15 protein-coding genes are annotated in these 17459 nt (G+C 64.8%); 8 read left to right on the top strand and 7 right to left on the bottom strand.

Features of this window, described 5'->3' with window-relative positions; translation table 11 throughout:
• Window positions 1-65 precede the first annotated feature (65 nt).
• Window positions 66-980, top strand: a complete 915-nt coding sequence (locus tag DCO45_RS18760) for a LysR family transcriptional regulator (RefSeq protein ID WP_116927253.1) — start codon at window positions 66-68, stop codon at window positions 978-980.
• A 79-nt stretch (window positions 981-1059) separates the two neighbouring features.
• On the opposite strand, the gene parC is transcribed toward DCO45_RS18760, so the two are convergent.
• A complete protein-coding gene (gene parC, locus DCO45_RS18755) occupies window positions 1060-3420 on the bottom strand; it encodes a DNA topoisomerase IV subunit A (RefSeq protein ID WP_116927252.1) in 2361 nt (786 codons plus the stop codon).
• 87 nt (window positions 3421-3507) lie between these two features.
• Window positions 3508-5484, bottom strand: a complete 1977-nt coding sequence (locus DCO45_RS18750) for a DNA topoisomerase IV subunit B (RefSeq protein WP_116927251.1) — start codon at window positions 5482-5484, stop codon at window positions 3508-3510.
• Between the two features lie 239 nt (window positions 5485-5723).
• Here DCO45_RS18750 and DCO45_RS18745 point away from each other — a divergent pair, with 239 nt between their 5' ends.
• The 6 genes from DCO45_RS18745 (at window position 5724) to DCO45_RS18725 (ending at window position 10563) form a co-directional block, all read left to right on the top strand.
• Window positions 5724-6947 carry an MFS transporter gene (locus tag DCO45_RS18745; RefSeq protein WP_232539561.1) on the top strand — a complete coding sequence of 408 codons (1224 nt, stop codon included), beginning with the start codon at window positions 5724-5726 and terminating at the stop codon, window positions 6945-6947.
• A 13-nt stretch (window positions 6948-6960) separates the two neighbouring features.
• Entirely contained in the window at window positions 6961-7134 is a 174-nt protein-coding gene (locus DCO45_RS23045; RefSeq protein ID WP_165841232.1) for a hypothetical protein, read from the top strand.
• A gap of 3 nt (window positions 7135-7137) precedes the next feature.
• Window positions 7138-7683, top strand: a complete 546-nt coding sequence (locus DCO45_RS18740; protein ID WP_116927249.1) for a class I SAM-dependent methyltransferase — start codon at window positions 7138-7140, stop codon at window positions 7681-7683.
• A 258-nt stretch (window positions 7684-7941) separates the two neighbouring features.
• Window positions 7942-8199 carry a hypothetical protein gene (locus DCO45_RS18735; RefSeq protein WP_133248204.1) on the top strand — a complete coding sequence of 86 codons (258 nt, stop codon included), beginning with the start codon at window positions 7942-7944 and terminating at the stop codon, window positions 8197-8199.
• 133 nt (window positions 8200-8332) lie between these two features.
• Complete coding sequence (locus DCO45_RS18730; protein ID WP_243419423.1) at window positions 8333-9871, top strand: ATP-binding protein; 1539 nt, start codon at window positions 8333-8335, stop codon at window positions 9869-9871.
• Entirely contained in the window at window positions 9868-10563 is a 696-nt protein-coding gene (locus DCO45_RS18725; protein ID WP_116927247.1) for a response regulator, read from the top strand. Before DCO45_RS18730 ends, DCO45_RS18725 begins: the two co-directional genes overlap by 4 nt.
• 9 nt (window positions 10564-10572) lie before the next feature.
• Here the strand turns inward: DCO45_RS18725 and DCO45_RS18720 are convergent, their stop codons facing one another.
• The 5 genes from DCO45_RS18720 to DCO45_RS18700 form a co-directional block, all read right to left on the bottom strand.
• Window positions 10573-11292 carry an MgtC/SapB family protein gene (locus DCO45_RS18720; RefSeq protein WP_116927246.1) on the bottom strand — a complete coding sequence of 240 codons (720 nt, stop codon included), beginning with the start codon at window positions 11290-11292 and terminating at the stop codon, window positions 10573-10575.
• A gap of 37 nt (window positions 11293-11329) precedes the next feature.
• Window positions 11330-14077 carry a magnesium-translocating P-type ATPase gene (gene mgtA / locus DCO45_RS18715; RefSeq protein WP_116927245.1) on the bottom strand — a complete coding sequence of 916 codons (2748 nt, stop codon included), beginning with the start codon at window positions 14075-14077 and terminating at the stop codon, window positions 11330-11332.
• Between the two features lie 122 nt (window positions 14078-14199).
• Complete coding sequence (locus tag DCO45_RS18710; protein ID WP_133248203.1) at window positions 14200-14406, bottom strand: hypothetical protein; 207 nt, start codon at window positions 14404-14406, stop codon at window positions 14200-14202.
• A gap of 326 nt (window positions 14407-14732) precedes the next feature.
• The gene (locus DCO45_RS18705) at window positions 14733-15743 is read right to left on the bottom strand and encodes a tripartite tricarboxylate transporter substrate binding protein (protein WP_116927310.1); all 1011 of its coding nucleotides are present in this window, start codon (window positions 15741-15743) and stop codon (window positions 14733-14735) included.
• 61 nt (window positions 15744-15804) lie between these two features.
• Window positions 15805-16173: a helix-turn-helix domain-containing protein gene (locus DCO45_RS18700; protein ID WP_165841233.1), complete on the bottom strand. Its 369-nt coding sequence runs from the start codon at window positions 16171-16173 to the stop codon at window positions 15805-15807.
• Window positions 16174-16374: 201 nt separating this feature from the next.
• Between DCO45_RS18700 and DCO45_RS18695 the strand changes: the two genes are divergently transcribed.
• Complete coding sequence (locus tag DCO45_RS18695) at window positions 16375-17382, top strand: NAD(P)-dependent alcohol dehydrogenase (RefSeq protein ID WP_116927243.1); 1008 nt, start codon at window positions 16375-16377, stop codon at window positions 17380-17382.
• Window positions 17383-17459 lie beyond the last annotated feature (77 nt).

The following is a 17459-nucleotide window of genomic DNA, read 5'->3' as shown; positions in this document are numbered from 1 at the left end:
AATGCGGCCTATTTCGACAATCACAATTTTTTGCGGTTATCGTTGCGTTTTTTGCAAAGCAGACCATGACTCCCTCGCAGCACCTCCAGGACACCGCCATCCGCTACTTTCTGGAAGTCGTGCGCAGCGGCTCGGTGAGCGAGGCCGCACTGCGCCTCAATGTCTCTGCCTCGGCCGTCAGCCGCCAGATCGCATCGCTGGAGGAAGTGCTGCAGGTGCCGCTGTTTGAGCGCCGCCCGCGCGGCATGGTGGCCAGTGCGGCCGGTGAGCTCTTGGCCACCCATGCCAAGCGCCATGCCTTGGATGCCGAGCGCGTGGTCGCCGATATCGAGGCACTGCAAGGCCTGCGCCGGGGCCAGGTGCGGGTCTGCGCATCGGCCGGCTTTGCGTTTGAGTTTTTGCCTCTCGCGATGGCCACGTTTCGCGAGCAGCACCCGGGCATGCAGTTCCAGCTGGTCTCGGCCTCGCCCGCCCAGGTGACCCAGGCGGTGCGCAATGGCGAGGCCGATGTGGGCCTGACCTACAGCCGCGCCGCCGTGCGCGATATCGATGTGCAGCACCGCCAGAATTCGCCGGTCATCCTGATCATGCCACCCGGCCACCCACTGGCCCGTTTTGCCACCGTCAGCCTGGCGCAGATGCAGCCCTACCCGCTCGCGCTGCTGGACGACGGCAATACCGCGCGCCAGCTGTTTGACATTGCCAGCGGCCAGCGCGGCCTGGTGTTTGACCCGGTGCTCGAGAGCGGGCAGTTCGATGCGCTGGTGCGCTTTGTGCTGCACGGCGGCGGGCTCACCCTGGGCGGCGAGGTCACCGTGCGCGAGTATGTGCGCCGGGGCCTGCTGCACACCGTGCCCATCCGCGAGCGCGGCATGCATGCGCGCTCCATCGAGCTGCAAACGCTGACGGGCCGCAACCTGCCCCGGGGCGTGCGCGCTTTTGTCGACCATCTGCGGGCGCTGTTGCCCGCGCCGCGCTGATCGGCGCTGCAACGGCGGGCCATGAAAAAGCCCTGCCGGGCAATGCCGGGCAGGGCTTGGTCGTGCATGACCGCGCGCTTTATTCGACGCGGAACACGGCGCTGGGCTTGAAGCCCAGGTCTGCGAGCTTGCCCTTTTTGGCGCGTCCGGCCTTGGCGTTGTTGAGGCTGCGGATCTCAAGGGTTTCCTCACGGGCCTTGCCGCCGCGCCCCAAGCCTTCGATGCGGATGCTGCGCGTGTAGACGGCCACACCGGCCAAGCGGTCCTTGTCTTCCAGGTCAATGAGCTTGAGCCCCTTGCCGCCCTTGGCCATGTGGTTGAGCTCGCCGATCTCGAAGGTGAGGATGCGGCCACCCACCGAGGCGCAGGCCACGTGGCTGGCATCGGCCAGCGGCTGGCTACCGCTGCTGCCCGAGATATGCGAGGGGGCGCAGAGCGTGTCGCCCTCGTCCAGGCTGACAAAGGCCTTGCCGCCCTTTTGGCGTGAGACCATGTTTTCCACCAAGGCCGTGAAGCCATACCCCGCGCTGCTGGCCAGCAACAAATGGGCCGACAGCGGACCGGCAAAGTAGTACTGGATCTGGGTGCCCGCTTCCAGCTCCATCAAGGTGGTCACCGGCTGGCCATCACCGCGGCCGCCGGGCAGGTTGGCCACGGCGACCGAGTAGACCCGGCCGTTGCTGCCAAAGACCAGCAGCTGGTCGACCGTGCGGCATTCAAAGGTGCCATAGAGGCTGTCACCCGATTTGAAGCTGAAGCTGTCGGCCGCATGGCCGTGGCCGGTACGCGCGCGCACCCAGCCTTTTTCCGACACGACGACGGTGACCGGCTCATCGACCACCTTGACTTCGGCAACCGCCTTTTTCTCTTCCTGGATCAAGGTGCGGCGCGCATCGGCGAACTGCTTGGCGTCCGCTTCGATCTCCTTGACCATCAGGCGCTTGAGCGAGGCGGGGTTGGCCAGAATGTCTTCGAGCTTGCCCTGCTCTGCGCGCAGCTCGCTCAGCTCCTGCTCGATCTTGATCGCTTCCAAGCGGGCGAGCTGGCGCAGGCGGATTTCCAGGATGTCGTCGGCCTGGCGCTCGCTCAGGTCAAAGCGCGCCATCAGCGCGGCCTTGGGCTCGTCGCTGGCGCGGATGATGGCGATCACCTCGTCGATATTGAGCAGAATGGTCTGCCGGCCTTCCAGGATATGGATGCGGTCGAGCACCTTGGCGAGCCGGTGCTCGGAGCGGCGCGTGATCGTCGTCTGGCGGAACTCGATCCACTCTTCCAGCATCAGGCGCAGCGACTTTTGCGTGGGCTTGCCGTCGATGCCGATCATCGTCAGGTTGACCGACGAGGAGCTCTCCAGGCTGGTGTGCGCCAGCAGGCAGGTGATCAGCTCGGACTGCGGCGTCTTGCCGGTCTTGGGCTCGAACACCAGGCGCACGGCCGCATCCTTGCTCGACTCGTCGCGCACCACATCGAGCAATGACAGCACCGTGGCCTTGAGCTGGCTTTGCTCCTGGGTCAAGGTCTTCTTGCCGGTCTTGATCTTGGGGTTGGTCAGGTCCTCGATCTCTTCGAGTACCTTTTGCGAGGAAACGCCCGGCGGCAGCTCGTTGACGACCAGCTGCCACTGGCCACGCGCCAGCTCTTCGATGGTCCAGCGCGCACGCACCTTGATCGAGCCGCGCCCCGTACGGTAGGCGTCGGCAATGTCCTTGTCGCTGCTGATGATCTGGCCGCCACCGGGGAAGTCCGGGCCGGGGATGATCTGCTGCAGGTCGAAGTCGGTCATCGCCGGCTTCTTGATCAGCGCCACGCAGGCATCGGCCACCTCGCGCAGGTTGTGGCTGGGGATTTCGGTGGCCAGGCCCACCGCAATGCCGCTGGCGCCGTTGAGCAGCGAGAACGGCAGGCGCGCCGGCAGCTGGCTGGGCTCCTGGGTGGAGCCGTCGTAGTTGGGCACAAAGTCCACCGTGTCCATGTCGATCTCGTCGAGCAGCAGGCTGGTGATCTTGGACAGGCGCGCCTCGGTATAACGCATGGCCGCTGCGCCATCGCCATCGCGGCTGCCAAAGTTGCCCTGGCCGTCGATCAGCGGGTAGCGCTGGGCAAAGTCCTGGGCCATGCGCACCAGCGCGTCATAGGCCGATTGGTCGCCATGCGGGTGAAAGCGGCCCAGCACATCACCAACGACACGGGCGCTTTTGACCGGCTTGGCCGCCGTCGCGCGGTTGGGGCCGCTGTAGCCCAGGCCCATGCGCTCCATCGCAAACAGGATGCGTCGCTGCACGGGCTTCAAGCCATCGCAGACGTCTGGCAGTGCGCGGCCCTTGACCACCGACAGCGCATATTCCAGATAGGCGCGCTGCGCGTAATTGCCCAGGTCCAGGCTGTCGCCGTCCTCGGGCACCGGGTTGGACAGCAGGTCCTGACCGTTCTCTTCACTCATAGGGGTTCAGCTTTCTTTGCTTGTGGCACGGCTGCGCGCGGCTGGCTTGGGTTCGATTGTTTATTCAGCGGCGTGGGCAGCAGGACATCAGATATCAATTTCGACCTCGTGGCCGTGCAGCTCCATCAGGTCGCGGCGGGCCGCAGCCTCGCCCTTGCCCATCAGCTGGGTCATGACCTCACGGGTTTGCAGCACATCGGTCTGGCTCAGACGCACCGGCAGCAGGCGGCGGGTGTCCGGGTTCAGCGTGGTTTCCCACAGCTGCTCGGCATTCATCTCGCCCAGGCCCTTGAAGCGGCTGACCTGGCATTTCTCGCGCGGCACACCATCCTTGGCGGCCTTGTCGAAGATGGCATGCATCTCGGCCTCGTCGAGCGCATAGACCTTGGCCGCAGGCTTTTTGCCCCGGGCAGGAATATCGACGCGAAACAGCGGCGGCCGCGCCACACAGACATGGCCCTTGTCGATGAGCTGCGGGAAATGCTTGAAGAACAGGGTCAGCAGCAGCACCTGGATGTGCGAGCCGTCCACGTCGGCATCGCTCAGGATGCAGATCTTGCCGTAGCGCAGACCGCTCAGGTCCACCTCGTCATCGGGGCCATGCGGGTCCACGCCAATGGCTACCGAGATATCGTGGATTTCGGTATTGGCAAACAGGCGGTCGCGGTCCACTTCCCAGGTGTTGAGTACCTTGCCGCGCAGCGGCAGGATGGCCTGGGTTTCCTTGTCGCGGCCCATCTTGGCGCTGCCTCCGGCCGAATCACCCTCGACCAGAAACACCTCGTTATAGGCCAGGTCGCGGCTTTCACAATCGGTCAGCTTGCCGGGCAACACGGCAACGCCGCTGCCCTTGCGCTTTTCCACCTTCTGGCCGGCGCGCTGGCGCGTCTGCGCCGCCTTGATCGCGATCTCGGCGAGCTTCTTGCCGTATTCGACGTTCTGGTTGAGCCACAGCTCCAGCGCTGGCCGCACCATGCCCGAGACCAGGCGTACGGCATCGCGCGAGTTCAGGCGCTCCTTGATCTGGCCCTGGAACTGGGGATCGAGCACCTTGGCCGAGAGCACATAGCTGGCACGGGCAAACACATCCTCGGGCATCAGCTTGACGCCCTTGGGCAGCAACGAGTGCAGCTCGATAAAGCTCTTCACGGCCTGGAACAGGCCATCACGCAGCCCGCTTTCATGCGTGCCGCCCGCCGTGGTCGGGATCAGGTTGACATAGCTCTCGCGCACCGGCTGGCCTTCGTCGGTGAAGGCCACACACCAGGAGGCCCCTTCGCCCTCGGCAAAATGGTCATCGCTGCGGCCGGCAAAGCCCTCGCCCTCGAACACGGGGATGATCGGGTCGACCGGCAGGGTCTGCAGCAGGTAGTCCTTGAGGCCACCCTTGTACTGCCAGGTCTGGGTCTCGCGGCTCTTGTCCTGCGTCAGCTGCACGCTCACGCCGGGCATCAGCACGGCCTTGCTGCGCAGCAGGTGTACCAGCTCGCCCATCGGCAGGTGGCTGGATTCGAAATACTTGCCATCGGGCCAGACGCGCACCGTCGTGCCCTGCTTGCGGTCCCCGCTGACCATCGCGCGCACCTGCAGCGGCTCGACCACATCGCCACCGGCAAAGGCCATCGTGGCGACCGAGCCATCGCGGTGCACCGTCACCTCCATGCGGGTAGCCAAGGCATTGGTCACCGAGACACCCACGCCATGCAGACCGCCCGAGAAGCTGTAGGCGCCGCCCTGGCCCTTGTCGAACTTGCCGCCCGCGTGCAGGCGGGTGAACACCAGCTCCACCACCGGCGCATGCTCTTCGGGGTGCATGCCAAACGGAATGCCCCGGCCATCGTCCTCGACACTGATGGAGCCATCGGTGTGCAGATAGACGCGGATCTTCTTGCCAAAGCCGGCGAGGGCCTCGTCGGCCGCGTTGTCGATCACCTCCTGGATGATGTGCAGCGGATTGTCGGTACGGGTATACATGCCCGGGCGCTGCTTGACCGGCTCAAGCCCCTTGAGAACCCGTATCGAGCCCTCTGCGTATTCACTGGTAGACGTGTTTTTGCTTGCCATAACTTTCCATTCTAGCGGCTGCCATTGTAAATAGCTGTATAGATAAACAGGTGGAACTTGTTGACGATTCACGACGCTTGGCCGCAAAAGCCTGCAATGGGCTTGGACAGCCACCGGGCAATATGCGGGCGACAGCCGGTTTTTGGCGTTGGAGTAACAATTTCTAGAACGTGCTTACGATCTCCCCGCGCGTAGAGACCGCAATCACGTTCTTAAATAACGAGACACATCCCCTGACTATGCAAAACAACGCACAACGATTGTCCATGGCCCGCGTGCTGCTGTGTGGCGGCGCCGTAGTGACCCTGTCCATGGGCATCCGCCACGGTTTTGGCCTCTGGCTGCAGCCGATCACCCAGGAGATGGGCTGGACGCGTGAGTCCTTCGCCTTGGCGCTGGCGGTGCAAAACCTCAGCTGGGGCCTGATCGGCATCTTTACCGGCATGCTGGCCGACCGCTTTGGCGCCAGCAAGGTGCTGGTCTGCGGCGCGCTGCTGTACGCGCTGGGCCTGGCCGGCATGGCCTGGGCGCCCAATACGCTGATGTTTGCGCTCACCGCCGGCCTTTTGATCGGCATGGCGCAAACGGGCACCACCTATGCGGTGATCTATGGCGTCATCGGGCGCCAGTTGCCAGCCGAGAAACGCTCCTGGGCCATGGGGGTGGCCGCGGCCGCGGGCTCCTTTGGCCAGTTCTTCATGGTGCCGGTCGAGGGCCAGCTGATCGCCAGCCTGGGCTGGCAGAACGCGCTGCTGGTCTGCGCAATCCTGGTGCTCACCATCGTGCCGCTGGCCATTGCGCTGCGCGAGCCCAATTTCCACGCGCTCAAGCACAGTGCTGCCGGTGGCGCGCAGCAAACCATTGCCCAGGCTGTGGCAGAGGCCTTTCGCAACCCCAGCTTTTTGCTGCTGACCGCAGGCTACTTTGTCTGCGGCTTCCAGGTGATGTTCATCGGCGTGCACATGCCCAGCTACCTGAAGGACTTCGGCCTGCCGCCGCATGTGGCCAGCTATTCGCTGGCGCTGATCGGCCTCTTTAACATCTTTGGCACCTACCTGGCCGGGTCGCTCGGCCAGCGCATGGCCAAGCGCTACCTGCTCTCGGGCATTTATTTCATCCGCGCCATCGCCATCGTGGTTTTCCTGCTGGTGCCCTTGTCGCCCTGGTCGGTCTATGTCTTTGCCGCAGTGATGGGCTTTTTGTGGCTGTCCACCGTGCCGCTCACCAACGGCGCCATCGCGCAGATCTTTGGCGTGCAGCACCTGTCCATGCTCAGCGGATTTGTGTTCTTCAGCCACCAGATCGGCAGCTTCCTGGGCATCTGGTTGGGCGGCTACCTCTATGACCGCACCGGCAGCTATGATGTGGTTTGGTATGTGGCCATTGGCCTGGGCGTATTCGCCGGCCTGGTCAATCTGCCGGTCAAGGAAGAGCCCGTGCAGCGGCTGCCGCTGGCGGCCTGATAACCGAACTTTCATGCAACAGCCTGCACCACCCACCGCCCCCACTGCTGGCGCCGCGCCGCTGCGCGGCTGGCAGCGCGCCGCCATCTGGCTACTGGTGGCGGTGCTGCTGGCGCTGGTGTTCATGCTCTACGCGCAATCGGAATTCATGGTGCAGATGGCTGACCATGTCTGGGCCTGTTTCTAGCGCATGCCCCATAGCCACGCCCCCTCGCCCTGGATCACCCGCTTTGCGCCACTGATACCTGCAGGCGCCCAGGTGCTGGACCTGGCCTGCGGCCAGGGCCGCCATGCCCGCTACCTGCAGGCCCAGGGCTTGCGGGTAACCGGCGTTGACCGCGATGGCGCGGCGCTGCAGTCGCTGCAGGCGGACACGGCGGGAGAATGGCTGCTGGCCGATGTCGAAAACGGGGCCTGGCCGCTGGAAGGCCGGGCGTTCGACGCGGTGGTCGTCACCCACTATCTGTGGCGCCCGCTATGGCCGCACATTCTGGCCAGTGTGGCGCCCGGCGGGCTGCTGCTGTACGAGACCTTTGCCCAAGGCAATGCCGCCTATGGCAAGCCTTCCCGGCCCGACTTCCTGCTGCAGCCCGGCGAGCTGCTGCAAGTCTGTGCCAGCTGGTCTGTCATCGCCTATGAGGCAGGGCTGCTGCGCAACCCGGACCGGGTGGTGCAGCGGATTGCGGCACGCCGCCCGCTGGACGGGGCGCCCATCCCGGCTGCGCTGCTGGCCTGAGCCCCGGCCCGCTTTGCATAACTTTGCGGCGCACGCAATGGCGCCCGCTCCTGCGCCAAGCCAATAGGCATGCGGTTTTCGCTTTGTCACACCTGCCACAAAGCTGGCCCAACTTCCTCCACATTTGGCTCCTATAGTTCAGTCATGGGCTCTGCGGAGAGGCGTAAACACACTCCAGTTTCTCTGTTTCACCCGCTTCTTTCTGTCCCACACCAGATCGCGGCCTGGCCGCAGAGCCTCTTTTTACAAAGGAATGCCATGAGTTCTCAACCACTTCGCCACCGTCTGCTGTGCAGCACCGCCGTGACTGCAGCCCTCTGGATCGCCACCGCCCAGGCTTACGCGGCCAGCCCCGCCAAGCCCGCGCCGTCCAAGCAAGCCATTGAGGCCTGCCAGGGCAAGAAGGCCGGCGAAGCCGTGCAACTGACACTGGACAACGGAAAAACAGCCAAAGCCACCTGCCGCATGGTCGGCAAGCAGCTGGTGGCGCAGCGCGGCGCCTCCATCGGGCCCTAAGGGCCGGTGATGACGTCCTGATCAAGCAACCCTTTTACACACCCACGCACTGTGTAAGAGAATAGCCGGGCAGGCATTGCGTCTGCCCGTTTTGCCGTTTGTGCCCACACCGCCATTGCCCCACCCGCCCTCTGTGACCACACCCCGACTTCAGCTGTTTCGCTTTACCCGTCTGCAAACGCGGGTGCTGCTGGCCATGGTGCTGCTGCTGCTGGGCCTGCTGCTGGGGTTTTTCGGCTTTTCGTACTGGAGCCTGCAGCGCGGTCTGGGCGGCTATGTGGCGCAGATCGAGCTGGGCCGGCTGGAGTACCTGGAGAGCCAGCTGCGGCGCGAGTATGCCAAGGATCCGCACTGGGTCTCGCTGACGTCGGAGCGCTGGAATGCGCTGACCCGCTTTGGCAGCCAGGCGGCCGTGCCCGTTTCGCCCCCGGCGGAGAGCGAGGCGCCGCGCCGCGCCACGATTGGCCCCATGCTGACCCAGCAATTGCGCCCCATTGAACGCCACCCCCTCTCCCAGCGTTTGGGCCTGCTCGACAACCAGGGCAAGCTGCTGGCCGGTGTGCCGCCCACACCAGGCAGCGCCAAAAACCCGCTGTTCGACAGCCAGCATATGCTGATCGGCACCTTGACGCTGAACCAGCCCGAAGACCTGAAAAACCAGATCGACAGTGCCTTTTTGAAGGAGCACCTGGTGTTCCTGGCCATCACCGGTCTGCTGGGCCTGCTGCTGGCCGGGGCCCTGTCCTGGTGGCTGAGCCGGCGCTGGATTCGCCCCATCGAGGCATTGAGCGAAGGCGCCAAGGCCTTTGCCAGCGGCCAGCTCGACTACCGCATTGCAGTCGCAGGCCACGACGAGCTGGTGGAGCTGGCCGACCGCTACAACCACATGGCCGAGCAGCTATCCCAGGCCCAGGCCCAGCAGCATGAATGGCTGACCCAGGTGGCCCATGAGCTGCGCACGCCGCTGGCCGCAGTGCGGGCCGAGATCGAGGCAGTGCAAGACGGCATCCGCAGCTTTGATTCGCAAACCGCTGCGCGCCTGCACCGCCAGATTCTGCGCTTGACCCAGCTGGTCAGCGACATGCGCGCCACCATTCCCACGGCCCTGGTCGTGCACGCGCCCGAGGCCGCCCCCGCGCTGCAGCTGACCGCCCACCTGCCCGCCACGGCCCGCCCGCTCGATATGCGGGCGCTGACCATCGAGGCCGTGGAAGCCGTGCAGATCCGCTTTGGCCAGGCCGGCATCGCACTGCCCACGGCGCAAGAGCTGCTGCATGCGCTGCCGCCCGCCTGGGTGCAGGGCAATGCCCAGCAGCTGCATCAGGTGCTGAGCAATATTCTGGAAAACAGCCTGCGCTACACCGATGCCCCCGGGCGGCTGAGCATCAGCGCCAGCTTGCACGGGCCCGCGCCCGAGTCGGGCCAGCGCTGGCTGGAGCTGCACCTCGATGACAGCAGCCCCTCCGTGCCGCCTGCAGAGCTGCCCCGCATTTTTGAACGCTTTTACCGCGTAGAGACTTCGCGCAGCCGCGCCAGCGGCGGCTCGGGCCTGGGGCTAGCGATTTGCAAAAGCATTGTGCAAGCCCATGGAGGACAATTGCAGGCCTCCATCTCGTCCTTGGGCGGGCTGCGCCTTACCTTGATCCTGCCCTTGATACACCCTGTTGCATGAACACTGCCAAACCCCGCATTTTGTACGCCGAAGACGAGGCCGATATTGCCTCGGTGGTCATCGACTACCTGCACCATGCCGGCTTCGAGGTCGAGCATTTTGCCGATGGCAGCCAGGCCATGGCGGCGCTGCGCGCACGCCCGCCGCAGCTGGCCATTCTTGACCTGATGCTGCCCGGCACCGATGGCCTGAGCATTCTGCGCGAATGCCGCGCCCGCCAGATCTGCCCCGTCATCTGCCTGACTGCCAAGGTCGAAGAAGTGGACCGCCTGGTGGGCCTGGAGATGGGCGCCGACGACTACATCTGCAAGCCATTTTCACCGCGCGAGCTGATTGCCCGCGTCAAGGTGATCTTGCGCCGCCATGCGCCGCCCGCCCCTGGTGCGGCAGCCAGCCTGGCCGCCAGCGACTGGCAGCTGGACGAGACCACCAGCCAGGCCAGCTGGCGCGGCCAGGACCTGGGCCTGACGCGGCGCGAGTTTGCATTGCTGCACATCCTGCAGCGCCACCCCGGCAAGATCTACCCGCGCAGCCAACTGCTGGACCTGGCCTATGCCGATGCGCTGGAGGTGAGCGACCGCGCGATCGACAGCCATATCAAGAACCTGCGCAAGAAGCTGCGCACCGTCATGGGCGATGACGCGGACTGCATCCGCTCGATCTATGGCGTCGGCTTTGCCTTTGAAGGCTAAAGCCACGATTCAATCCCGCGTGCTGGGGCTCCAGAACGCCTGGCGCACGCCCGGCTTGGCCGCCAGCTGCTGCACCATCGCATCGAGCTCGTCACCCTCCACCGATTGCGCGGCCAAGGTCGCTTCGATGACGACCTCGGCCTCGCCAAAGGGCTGGATGTCGATGTCGCCAGGCGGGTAGCCGCCGCGCTCGAGCACATCCTGCAGCATGGCCAGCGCCAGCCGCTGGTGCAGGCGCTCGGCCACGACAAACACGGCATTGGTCATTTCGGCGGAGGCCACATCCAGCGGCTTGCGGTTGATGGCGTTGACCAGCGGCCGCAGCAAGGTATTGGCCGCCAGCACCAGCACGGTGCCCAAGGCCGCCTGCACGATCAGATCGGCGCCTGCCGCAGCGCCCACTGCGGCTGATCCCCACAGTGTCGCAGCCGTGTTCAGACCGCGCACATTTCCCTCTTCGCGCATGATGACACCGGCGCCCAGAAAGCCGATGCCCGAGACCACATAGGCCATCACACGCACCGCGCCATCCGGCCCGGCAATGGTGTTGGCGCTGTCGACAAAGATGGCCGCCCCAACGGCGACCAGCACATTGGTGCGCAGCCCGGCCGTGCGTTGGCGGTACTGGCGCTCCAGGCCAATGACGGTGCCCAGCACAAAGGCCGTGACCAGGCTGATGGCCGTGTTGATCAGCGAATTGAGTTGTGTGTAGTTCAGCGCTTCGAGCATGGCGCCCTCCTCTGTAAATGATTATTTTTAACGCTGTTTATTGCCAGCCGTAGCGACGGATGTACCACTTTTTCATGACTTGCGTAAGACCCATATAGGCCAGCAACACGGCAACGAGGAACACAAAGTACAGGCCAGGCAGGGGCTCGAGCTTGAAATAAGGGGCCAGCGCACCCATGGGCAGGTAGATGCCGATGGCGACCACCACCAGGGTCATCAGGCCCACCGGCCAGGCAGCGCGGCTTTGGATAAACGGAATGCGCATGGTGCGGATCATGTGCACGATCAGCGACTGCGTGAGCAGTCCCACGACAAACCAGCCCGACTGGAACAGCGCCTGGCGCTCGGGCGTGTTGGCGCCAAACACCTTCCACATCACGACAAAGGTGGTGATATCGAAGATGGAGCTGATGGGGCCGAAGAACAGCATGAAGCGGCCCACATCGGCGGGGTTCCAGCGCTGGGGCTGGGTCAGCAGCTCGGGATCGACATGGTCAAACGGAATCGCCGATTGCGAGAAGTCATACACCAGGTTCTGCACCAGCAGCTGCATCGGCAGCATGGGCAGGAAGGGAATGAAGGCACTGGCAATCAACACCGAGAACACATTGCCAAAGTTCGAGCTCGCCGTCATCTTGATGTACTTGAGCATGTTGGCAAAGGTGCGCCGGCCTTCCTGCACGCCCTGGTCGAGCACCATCAGGCTCTTGTCCAGCAAGATGATGTCGGCCGCTTCCTTGGCCACATCGACGGCCGTGTCCACCGAGATGCCGATATCGGCGGTGCGCAGCGCAGCTGCATCGTTGATGCCATCGCCCATGAAGCCCACCACATGGCCATTGGCCTTGAGCATGCGCACAATGCGCTCCTTGTGCGCAGGGCTCAGCTTGGCAAAGATATGGGCTTCTTCGACCACCTGGGCCAGGCGCTGGTCGTCCATCTGCTCGATATCGCCGCCCAGCACGATGTGCTGCGCGTTGATGCCCACCTGCTCGCAGACCTTGGCGGTGACGGCGGCATTGTCGCCCGTCAGCACCTTGGTCTGCACACCATGCCGGGCCAGCGCCTGCAGCGCGGGCGCAGCGCTTTCCTTGGGTGGATCGATAAAGGCCAGAAAGCCGCACAACACCATGCCGGCCTCATCGGCCACGCCAAAGTTGCTCTGGCCCGCTTGCGTCTCGCGCGTGGCCACCGCCACCACGCGCAGCCCCTGGGCATTGAGCGCCTCGGCTGTTGCCACAATGCGCTTGCGCAGGCCCGCATCAAGGTCCAGCACGCCGCCTGCGGCCTGCACCATGCTGCTGACCTGCAGGATTTCCTCGACCGCACCCTTGGTGATGATCTTGCCGATGCCGGCACTGTCGCTCACCACCACCGACATGCGCCGGCGCACAAAGTCAAACGGCACTTCATCGACCTTGGCATAGGCATCTACCAGCGGGGCACGCTCGGCATGGGCGAGCACGGCCACATCGAGCAGGCTCTTGAGGCCCGTCTGGTAGTAGCTGTTCAAGTAGGCCATGTCCAGCACATAGTGCGAGACATCACCCCAGGCATCTAGGTGGCGCTCGACCGAGATGCGGTCCTCGGTCAGGGTGCCCGTCTTGTCGGTGCACAGCACATCCATCGCACCAAAGTTCTGGATGGCGTCCAGGTGCTTGACGATCACTTTCTTGCGCGACAGAAACACCGCGCCCTTGGCCAGGGTGGCGGTCACGATCATCGGCAGCATCTCGGGCGTCAGGCCGACGGCCACCGACAGCGCAAACAGCAACGCCTCGGTCCAGTCGCCCTTGGTCCAGCCATTGATCAGCAAGACCAGCGGCACCATCACCAGCATGAAACGGATCAGCACCCAGCTGACCTTGTTGACGCCCATCTGGAACGCGGTGGGGCTGCGGTCCATCGCCGAGACCTTGCCGGCCAGCGCGCCCAGGTAGCTGTGGTTGCCGGTGGTCAGCACCACGGCCAGGCCGGCGCCCGAGACCACGTTCGTGCCCATGAACACCAGGTTGCACAGCTCCACCGGGTTGTGCTGTGCCCCATCGGGCAGCTGGGCAAATTTCTCCACCGGCATGGATTCACCGGTCATCGCCGATTGCGCCAGAAACAGATCCTTGGCGCTCAGCAGGCGGCAGTCAGCGGGCACCATATCGCCGGCAGCCAGCTGGATGATGTCGCCGGGCACCAGCTCGCGCACGGGCAGCTCGCGTACGGCCTGCAGTGCCGACAGGCGCGAGGGCGGCGCATCCAGCTCCCGCCCCTCTTGATCCTGCGCCGTGCGGCGCAGCACGGCGGCGGTGTTGGAGACCATGGCCTGCAGGCCGGCAGCGGCCTTGTTGGCGCGGCCCTCCTGCCAAAAGCGCAGGCCGGTGGCCAGCGCCACCATGCTGCCGATCACCACCGTGGCCTTGGTATCGCCGGTCAGCCACGAGACAGCAGCCAGCACCGTCAAGAGCAGGTTGAAAGGCGTGCGAAAGCACAGCCACAGGTGCTCTGTGCGGGTCATCGCCTGGTCCTGCGCAATGGTGTTCCAGCCCGCTTGCGCACGGGCTTGCTGCACCTGTGCATCGTCCAGGCCCTGGCGGCTGGTGTTCAGGCTGTGCAGCAATGCCTGTTCAGGGGCATGGGCGGCGTCGCGCAGCCGCTCGCCCATGGCCTTGGAAATGCCGGTATCCACCGGCGTGTGGGCCAGTTGCTCCAACATGGGCAAGCGGCGGAAATGCACGCCCCAGTGGCGCGAGCGCAAAAAGTTGACGAATCCATTCTTCAGCAGGTTCAACATGACCCATCTCCCAGCCAGGGGCGCGGCTGATCCGCGCCGCATGGCGTCTGCAAGCAATACAGGCGTGCAACTGCGCGCCGCTGCGGTGCGGCGGCACATATGCACATCAGACAGAAGAAAGGTCAGCGACTGAAGGGGTCCAGCGCAGCCGATGCCGAGCAGGACTGCGCTGCGCCCTTGCCCACCGGAGCGCGGCGGCGCAGCATGGTCGCGAGCTGGCGCTGCATGCGGCAGGGCAGGCCCAGGCCGCAGCAAGGCGTAATGGCCCATGGCGCAGCCTTGCGCTGCAGTGCGCGCAAGGGGGCCAGCGAAGACATACGCAGTGGCATGAAAAGCTCCCACACCCGGCGTGGCAGCGCGCAACAAAGGCGCTCGCCACGGGGCAAGACTGGAAGATCGAATGGGATGCCGTTGGCGCGTAGGTCTAAGAAACTACGGCGCCTGACAGCTGCCCGCCTGGTTGGGCAAGGCAGCGCGCAAAGCTGGGGCGTTTGCGATTACCTTGCCTGTGGTCGGTTGGCCGCTGGCCAACAACTCGGTAAGTCCACAGGGTTACTCCTAGTAAAAAATCTGGGCGGATTGTAGACCAACGCCCCCAAAACCGCCAGTGGTTTGGAAAGCACAACGCAGTCTTTACCTGCGCTTTTCAGAACCCTCAGTCCAGCACCAGCTTGCGCTGCTGCACCAGTTGCTGGATCTGGGCGCGCGTATCGCTGATCAGCAGCGCAAACGCTTGCGGGCTGCCGCCCATGGGCACAACACCCAGCTGCGCCAGGCGCGCCTGCACGGCCGGTTGGCGCATCGCTTCTTGCGCTGCGCGGTTGAGGGTGTCGATCACGGCCGGCGGCGTGCCAGCGGGCGCTACCAGGCCAAACCAGGTAATGGCCAGGCGGTTGAGCGCCGGGTAGCCGGCCTCCGCCAGGGTGGGAACGCCCGGAAGCGCCGGCAACCGCTGCGGCGCGGCCACCGCAAAAGGCACCAGCCGCCCCGATTGCACCAGGCTGCTTGACGAGGGGTACTGGTCGCTCAGCACCTGGGTCTCGCCGGCCAGCGCACTGTTGATCACCGGGCCCTGGCCTTTGTAGGGGATGTGGCGCAGGCGTACGCCCAGCGCTTCATTCATCGCCTCAGCAATCAGGTGGCCGATGGAGCCCACACCCGCCGATCCGATCGTGTAGTGGTCGGGCTTGGCGCGCAACGTCGCCACCAGGCCCTGCAGATCGTGTACCCTCAGGCTGGGATGGGTGGAGAACACCGACGGAATCTGCGCCAGTGCCATGACCGGTGCCAGCTCTTGCAGCGGATCGCGGCGCACCGATTTGAGCATCACCGTATTGACGGCCAGGGTGCTGATGGTCCCCACGCCAAGGGTGTAGCCATCCGGCTGGGCACGGGCCACCGCCTCGGCGCCGATGAGGCCTGCGGCACCGGCCTTGTTCTCCACCACCACCGGCTGGCCCAGCGGCTCGCGAATCGCATCGGCCAGCAGGCGCGCCACGATATCGGTCGAGCCGCCCGGCGCAAAAGGCACCACCAGCTTGACCGGCTGGCTCGGGTAGGCGCGCCGCTCCTGCGCTTGCGCCGTCACAGCGCCGGCCAACGCCAGGCCCAGACAAAACAGCGCGGACAGCAGCGCAAACGCGCGCAGGAATGGAAAGCGGGACATCATGGCAGGTGGGCACGCAACATCAGAGAGGAGAATTATCCTCCCGAGCAGGAAACTGGGACTAGGCCGCGCAGCTGGCCTGCACGCCTGGCGCCTCGTCCTGCAGCCCTTGGGATTGTGCATAGTCCATGCCCCAGTCGCGCATCGCAATCAGCACCGGTTTGAGGCTGCGCCCCATGTCGGTCAGCGCATAGTCCACGCGCGGCGGCACTTCCGCATAGACGGTGCGCGCAACAATGCCGGCCTCTTCAAGCTCGCGCAGCTGCAGGGTCAGCATGCGCTGGGTGACATTGGGAATGGCCCGGGACAGTTCGCTAAAGCGCTTGGTGCCATGGAGCAGATGGAAAAGCACAATCGGCTTCCAGGTACCGCCCATGACAGACAAGGTCACCTCCACCGCGCAACCACTTTTGCTGTTCAAACGCTTCATATTCTCTCCAACGAGCCAGTCGGCCAGGGCGCCATCCTAGCGCCAAGCCAAAGCCCATGCATTGCTTACATTTTTAATACTAGACCACAAATATGTTGGTTCTGGCTTTCTGAGCCCGGCGCTTGCATGATGGCCGGGTGGCTGCGCCGTGCAGCCTAAACCGCTCTTCAAAGTGATAGCAACCCAGGAAAGAGAAACGCCATGAAAGCCATACAAGTTGCCGCCCCCGGTGGCCTGGACCACCTGCAGCTGGTCGACCTGCCAGCGCCTGCTGCGCCCCGCGCCGGCGAAATCCAGGTGCGCCTGCATGCCAGCTCGCTCAACTACCACGACCTGGCCATTGCCGCTGGGCGCTCGCCCACCGCCGATGGCCGCATCCCGATGGCCGATGGCGCCGGTGTGGTGACGGCCGTGGGTGAAGGCGTTTCCGAGTTTGCCGTCGGCGACGCCGTGGTGTCCTGCTTTTTCCCGCTGTGGCAATCGGGCAAGCAGGTGCCCTCCACCTTTGCCACCGTGCCCGGCGATGGCGTGGATGGCTTTGCGCGTGAGCACGTCACGATGGCCGCCACGGCCTTTACCCATGCACCCAAGGGCTATACGCATGAAGAAGCCGCAACCCTGACCACCGCCGGCCTCACGGCCTGGCGCGCGCTGGTGGTTGACGGCCGCATCGAAGCGGGGCAAACCGTGCTGGTGCTGGGCACGGGCGGCGTCTCCATCTTTGCGTTGCAGCTGGCCCATGCGATGGGCGCCAAGGTGATTGCGACCACCTCCAGCGCCGCCAAGGCAGAGCGTCTGCGTGCCTTGGGCGCCGACACCGTCATCAACTACCGCGACCAGCCCGAATGGGGCGATGCGGTGCTGCAGGCTACCGGCGGTCGCGGCGCCGATATCGTTGTGGAGGTGGGCGGCCCTGCGACCCTACCCCAGTCCATCCGCGCCTGCGCGCCTGGCGGCCATATTGCGCTGATTGGTGTGCTGACCGGCTTTGCCGGCGCTGTACCCACCGTGGAGCTGATGCGCAAGCAGCAAACCTTGAAAGGCCTGATCGTCGGCAGCCGCGAGCAGCAGCAAGACCTGGTGCGCGCGCTCGAGCAGCTGGCGCTGCGCCCCATCATCGACAGCAGCTACCCGCTGGAGAAAATCGCCGATGCCTTTGCGCACCAGATCAGCGCCCAGCACTTTGGCAAGATCTGCCTGCACTGGTAAGTGGTGGCGGCGGGGCAAGCGCGCTGGCGCCTGCCCCTATGCCCCCTATGCCCCCAATGGCCTCATGAAAAAACCGC

The organism is Comamonas sp. JNW (assembly GCF_003105075.1).
Taxonomy (GTDB): Bacteria; Pseudomonadota; Gammaproteobacteria; order Burkholderiales; family Burkholderiaceae_C; genus Comamonas; species Comamonas squillarum.
Note: the sequence above shows the minus strand (reverse complement) of the source record. Positions and strands in the feature narration are given on the sequence as shown.